Annotated in this window: 4 protein-coding genes; 3 read left to right on the top strand and 1 reads right to left on the bottom strand. The window is 48.9% G+C overall.

Going from position 1 to position 6,606, the window contains the following annotated elements:
• The 3 genes from NZ772_11225 to NZ772_11215 form a co-directional block, all read left to right on the top strand.
• Positions 1-2,486: glucosidase (locus tag NZ772_11225; GenBank protein MCS6814119.1), on the top strand; the 2,486-nt coding region annotated here is incomplete at its 5' end.
• A 19-nt stretch (positions 2,487-2,505) separates the two neighbouring features.
• Positions 2,506-3,696, top strand: a complete 1,191-nt coding sequence (locus tag NZ772_11220; GenBank protein ID MCS6814118.1) for a tetratricopeptide repeat protein — start codon at positions 2,506-2,508, stop codon at positions 3,694-3,696.
• 650 nt (positions 3,697-4,346) lie between these two features.
• The gene (locus NZ772_11215; protein ID MCS6814117.1) at positions 4,347-6,056 is read left to right on the top strand and encodes an iron uptake porin; all 1,710 of its coding nucleotides are present in this window, start codon (positions 4,347-4,349) and stop codon (positions 6,054-6,056) included.
• A gap of 123 nt (positions 6,057-6,179) precedes the next feature.
• Here NZ772_11215 and NZ772_11210 read toward each other — a convergent pair.
• Positions 6,180-6,606: ABC transporter substrate-binding protein (locus NZ772_11210; GenBank protein ID MCS6814116.1), on the bottom strand; the 427-nt coding region annotated here is incomplete at its 5' end.

The following is a 6,606-nucleotide window of genomic DNA, read 5'->3' as shown; positions in this document are numbered from 1 at the left end:
ACGACCAAGCCCGATCGCGCACCTATCGATGGGGTGAAGACGGTATTGCTGGCATTTCTGATGATCGGCAACTGTTGTGCTTTGCCCTTGCCCTATGGAATGGTAACGATCCTATTCTCAAGGAGCGTCTATTTGGGTTAACGGGTAGCGAGGGCAACCACGGTGAAGACGTGAAGGAGTACTATTTTTACCTCGACAATACACCCACCCACTCTTACATGAAGATGCTCTACAAATACCCGCAAGTTGCCTTTCCCTATGAGCAGTTGGTATTGGGTAACCGGGGACGCAGTAAGTATACTACTGAGTTTGAGCTGCTGGATACGGGGGTGTTTGATGACGATCGCTACTTTGATGTAGTGATTGAATATGCCAAAGCTGGCATTGATGACATCTTGGTGCAGATTACAGCCATAAACCGAGGGCCAGAGGCTGCTACCCTACATCTGTTACCAACATTGTGGTTCCGCAACACTTGGTCGTGGGAACATGACGCAGTAAAACCTGTGATCAAGGGCGTGGCGATCGGCAAACTAGAAGCCTACCATCCCCACCTTGGTTCCCAATATCTCTATTTCAGTGGCGCGAGGGATGCGCTGTTTACCGACAATGAGACCAATCATCGCCGCATTTTTAACGTAGATAGTGAGGCCCCCTACTGCAAAGATGGCATCAATGACTTTGTTGTGAATGGCAAGCAAGATGCCATCAATCCCCACTATGTGGGCACTAAGGCTGCACCCCACTATGTGCTGACGATCGCGGCTGGTGCTAGCCAGGTGGTGAAGTTGCGCCTTACACCCCATCATTCCCTGGGCGATGCGCTCGGTGCAGAGTTTGACCAAATGATACAGCGCCGCCTTGCCGAAGCCGATGAGTTTTACCAGAAGGTAGCTCCCCTCTCGTTAAATGAGGATCAACGGGCCGTGCAACGCCAAGCCTTCGCGGGCATGTTGTGGACAAAGCAGTGGTTTTATTATGACGTAGAGCGGTGGCTAACTGGTGACCCCGCGATCGCCACAACTCCACCCCCTGAGCGCATGAATGGCCGCAACCGCCTCTGGACTCATCTCAACGCCCATGACATTATCTCCATGCCTGACAAGTGGGAATATCCCTGGTTTGCGGCTTGGGATTTAGCCTTTCACACTATTCCCCTAGCTTTGATCGACCCCGACTTTGCTAAACACCAGCTTGACCTCATCACCCGTGAGCGCTACCTGCACCCCAATGGACAGTTGCCCGCCTACGAGTGGAACTTTGGGGATGTGAATCCCCCTGTTCATGCTTGGGCAACCTGGCGGGTGTACCAACTTGAGCAGCAATATCACGGACGTTGCGATCGCGCCTTTTTGGAGCGGGTGTTCCACAAACTACTCCTGAACTTCACCTGGTGGGTAAACCGTAAGGACATTGGAGACAATAATGTCTTTCAGGGTGGCTTTTTAGGGTTGGACAACATTGGCATTTTTGACCGCAGTGCACCCCTACCCACAGGCGGATTTCTAGACCAAGCTGATGGCACCAGTTGGATGGCGATGTATGCCTTGAATATGTTCACGATCGCCGTGGAACTCGCCCAAGACAATCCTAACTATGAAGACCTAGCCATCAAGTTTCTGGAGCACTTTGTGTATATTGCTGCCGCCATGGACAAAATTGGTATTCACAACGATGAACTGTGGGATGAACAGGACGGCTTTTTCTACGATGTCTTGCAATTGCCCAATGGTTCCTCCATGCGGTTAAAGGTGCGATCCATGGTGGGGTTGATTCCGCTGTTTGCAACCACCACAGTGAGTATAGAGCAGTTAAAATCCTTGCCCAACTTGCGCAACAGCATTGATCACTTCATGACCCGCAAACCTAACCTGCGTAAGAACATCTTTGTTACCAAACCTGAGACCGCGAGGTTAGGAATTGTGGCGATCGTCAATCCCGACAAATTGCGGCGTATCTTACAACGAATGCTCGACCCCAACGAGTTTCTCAGCGATCACGGCATTCGTGCTCTATCACGGGTACATCGTGAGCATCCCTTTGTGTTTTCCGTAGGACGCGATCAGTTCCGAGTAGACTATGAACCGGCTGAGTCGACGACGGGCATGTTCGGGGGCAACTCTAACTGGCGTGGCCCGGTGTGGATGCCCGTAAACTATTTACTGATAGAGTCGTTACAGACCTTCCACCGGTATTTGGGTCAAGACTTTACGGTAGAATACCCCACGGGATCAGGCAACTGGCTAACCTTAGAGCAGGTAGCTGCTGCTTTGAGCGATCGCCTAGTTCGCATCTTTCTGCGCAACGACAGTGGCTATCGTCCCGTTTATGGAGGCCCAACCTCCAAGTTTCAAACCGATGACCATTGGCGCAACTGGATTCTGTTCTATGAATATTTCCACGGTGACAATGGGGCAGGTATCGGTGCTAGTCATCAAACGGGCTGGACGGGCTTAGTGGCTGATTTACTGCAACAATATGGCTAGGCGTTGATTACTGTTGCCCATGCACCTGAGTCTCTGCATGATTGTCCGCAATGAAGCCCCCCGATTAGCAGCCTGTTTACGCAGCGTGCAGGGCTTTGTGGATGAGATGGTGATTGTAGATACAGGGTCTGAGGATGAGACGATCGCGATCGCCCAACAGTTTGGGGCACGAGTGCGCTCCATTCCCTGGGAGCACGACTTTGCTGCTGCCCGCAATGTATCCCTAGCCGAGGCTCAGGGAGACTGGATTCTGGTGCTAGATGCTGATGAAACTCTAGTAACGACGATCGTCCCCACCCTACAACACCTGACTCACCAACCTGATGTGTTGCTGGTCAATTTGCTACGCCAAGAAGTGGGTGCTGCTCAGGCCCCCTATTCCCTTGTCTCGCGGTTGTTTCGCAACCGTCCAGAGGTGCGCTTTTCTCGTCCCTATCACGAACTAGTGGATGATAGCATCACCGCTATCCTACGTCAGGAACCCCACTGGCGCATTATCGACTTGCCAGAGGTAGCTATCTTGCATGAGGGTTACCAAGCTGATGCGATCGCCCGCTGTCACAAGGTTGAGCGGGCACGCACCACCCTAGAGATAGCCCTAAAGGCCTATCCAGAGGATGCCTATTTACACAGCAAGCTAGGAGCACTGTATGTGCAGATGGGAGACGTAACGCAAGGCTTATCCTTGTTGGAACGGGGATTAACCCTCAACCCAGAAGAAAGTCCTGTGCGCTATGAACTGCACTATCATCTAGGCATTGCCTACGAGCGAGTGCCTGATGTCCACAAGGCTCTAGAGCACTACAACCAAGCCATCCAGCAACCCCTATTGCCTTGGCTCAAGTTGGGAGCCTACAACAATCTAGGACTTCTGTTACAGACCCAAGGGGATATTCTCGGCGCTAGCCAAGTCTATACAGCCATGGTGGAGGCGTTGCCCAATGCCGCAATTGCCCACTTCAACTTGGCCATTACCCTTAAAGCACTGGGTAACTTTACAGGCGCTCTTGAGCACTATCAGCGGGCGATCGCCCTTGACCCTACCTACGTCTCTGCCTACCGCAATCTAGGAGTTCTCCTCTTCAAACTAGGACGAGTCACCGAGAGCAGGGCTGCTTTTCAGCAGGCGATCGCCCTCTACGAGGCTCAACAGTCCCCAGAAGCAACTCACCTACGGCAGGCTTTAGCGGAGTTAGGACTATATCTTTAGGATTCCAGATGACAACGAAGCCACTGAATACTATCTCTCCATACTACAGGTACAGATAACTTGTAGTATGAACTTGTGTTCTAACTACGAACTAATAGGTTATGTCGCTGGCTTTGGGAGAGTTGGTATAGCGAAACTATTTCATGAAACCGTTTATAACATGAAACTATCTATGGAATTAATAAACTTCAACAAAGATAATTCATCTCCATAAAATACTTTATTTTATACGTACAATAAAAACATTAAACTCTTCATTTTCTATCTAAGGGATACACAACAATATACGATCTAACTCAGAAAAATTAAATTCTTACGCCTCTTCCTCTAGATCATAGCAGAGTGACTTTCCTAGGGTTACTGGTTAGTACATGACTCTGTAGTTGACTTGAGGTTTTGACCAGGGCAGAAATGCGATTATGTTGGGGTGAAAGCTCTAATCTACATTCTTCACTTGTTCAGCAGGTGTCTGAATAACATCTTCAGCGAAAGATTCTAATTTTTTCTTAGAAGCTGGATGATTTGTCGAAAATCAGAATTTAGGGATGTGGATTTGTTGGTATTTCAAATACCTCGAAATAGATTGACTTTCATCCAATTAGAAATTTAATTTTTCTCGTTTTTATTTGTAATACTCTGAGAGGCTTGGTGTGAAAAAAAATTCGACTACGTTGATAAATATTGCTAGTATTGGCGTATTGCTGTCAGTATGGAGTGTTGGCGAAAGCAGCGCGATCGCAGAACCCTTATCTATCTCTTCAACAGCTACAGAACAAGCGACCAACGTATCCCCATCAATGGCCCAAGTGACATCAGTTTCTCAGCTATCTGATGTACAGCCGACTGATTGGGCATTTCAAGCTCTACAATCTCTGGTCGAGCGCTATGGGTGCATTGTTGGTTATCCTGACGGCACCTATCGGGGCAACCGTCCCCTTAGCCGCTATGAGTTTGCTGCAGGCTTGAATGCTTGTATGGACAAAGTTGTAGAACTGATTGCTCAAGGTACTGCTAACTTGGCCACAAGAGATGATTTGGCGACTCTGCAACGTTTGCAAGAGGAATTTAAGACAGAGCTAGCAACATTACGTGGCCGAGTTGATGCCCTAGAAACTCGCACAGCAACCTTAGAAGCGCAGCAATTTTCTACAACGACTAAGTTGCAGGGGCAGGCAATTTTTAGCGTAGCCTCCGCCTATGGAGCTGCACCTGGTAATAATAACGCTCAAGTTGTTTTCAACAACCGAGTGCGGCTGAATTTACTCACCAGTTTCTCTGGGAAGGATCTATTGATCACCGGCCTGCAAAGCCATAATTTCGGTGGTGGTCTAAATAGTCCATCTCTTAGCCTTGCTGGCACCTTAGGCTACGGTGACGCTGTGTTTGGTGCCACTAGTAATGTGCGGCTAGCCTACGAGCCTCTGCTTGGCACTACTGATCCCAAAACTTTAGGTACATCTGCGGGAGCAAATAACACGATTGGTCTGTATAAGCTACTTTACATTTTTCCGGTCACCGATCGCCTAACTGCCTTTGTTGGCCCAGCCGCTGAAGCTGATGATGCTTTTCCAGCTATTCTCCCTTTCTATGGGGATGGTCAGGAAGCAGTCTCTCGCTTTGCTCAGATGAATCCCGTGTTGCGCGTTTCAGGCGGGACATCTGGTTTTGGCTTAGCTTCAGCAGCAGGCATAATTTGGACTATTTCAGATGCATTTGACCTCCGTGCCCTCTATGGCAGTGTCAATGCCAATATTCCTAATAATGCAGGTTTTCCTGGCACACCTTTGGGAGCAGGCATCTTTGGAGGTAGCTACGTAGCTGCTACCCAACTAACTATCAAGCCTACTTCATCCTTGGACATAGCCCTCAACTATGCCCACAGTTATCACCAAATCAACATTACTGGCACGGGAGAATCAGCCTCTGCGATCGGAGCTATTCCTACCTTGCCAGTCACCACACCAGTTCGGCTCAACTCCTTTGGTGTGACTACTTCCTATCGTTTTAGTCCTCAATTTTCTCTATCAGGTTTTTTCTTCTATAGCAACGTCAACTCAGTGTCTGGCCCCAATGCCAGTGCTGACTTCTTGAGTTACATGGTAGGTTTGCATGTTAAAGATGCATTGCAGCCCGGAAACACGTTCGGTCTACTCTTTGGCCAGCCTCCTACTCGGATTGGTACCTCTAACGTCCCTTTACCTGAGAATGCTAGACCATATCATTTGGAAGCCTACTACAAGTTTCGTGTTAACGATAACATTAGCATTACCCCTGGGCTGTTTGTGATTTTTAACCCTGAAGGCTTCAGCAATAACCCGACCGTTTACGTACCTGTAGTGCGATCGACCTTTAGCTTCTAAGCTTCTAGGAATGTGGAACTGAGGGAATTGAGTCTGAATCCTGATGAGGGGAGAAATCTAGGGTAACTACGAGCCAACAAGTAGTTACCCCTTACCCTCTGGTGACAATGCACTAGGAGTGCACTAGGGTAGAAACTCGAACTTACCTGATTTTCCGTCAGGGTTCATTTTAATTTGGGCTACGTAGAACTCAGTTTGCACAACCTCTCCCTCTGGAGTGAAGGCGATCGTCCCCAGCGGAGTTTCATAGCGACCCTTAAGCAGTTGGGTATTTAGGGCTGTCCGTAACTGAGGTAGGGGTATAGTTGCAATAGGGGTCTGTTTATCCAGCATTTTTAGCGCTTCTACCACAACCTGCACAGCCGTGAAGGCTTGAGCACTGAACTGGGGTGGTTCTTTGCCCTTGCTTTGGGCCAAGTAGGCCGATCGAAATGCTTGGTTAATTGCGCTGGCATGGCCGGGATTGTAGGCTTGAGCAATCAATACCCCATTGCAGTACTGTTGACACACAGGAAAAATATTGGACGTGTTCAATCCATTCCCACCAATG

The sequence above is a fragment of the Cyanobacteriota bacterium genome (genome assembly GCA_025054735.1).
GTDB lineage: Bacteria > Cyanobacteriota > Cyanobacteriia > SKYG9 > SKYG9 > SKYG9.
The sequence above is the reverse complement of the archived record's forward strand: the minus strand, read 5'-3'. Positions and strand labels throughout refer to the sequence as shown.

What these genes read in the sequence shown, in the direction of transcription:
- NZ772_11220 (MCS6814118.1), top strand. Translation starts at nt 2,506, where the DNA reads ATGCACCTGAGTCTCTGCATGATTGTCCGCAATGAAGCCCCCCGATTA.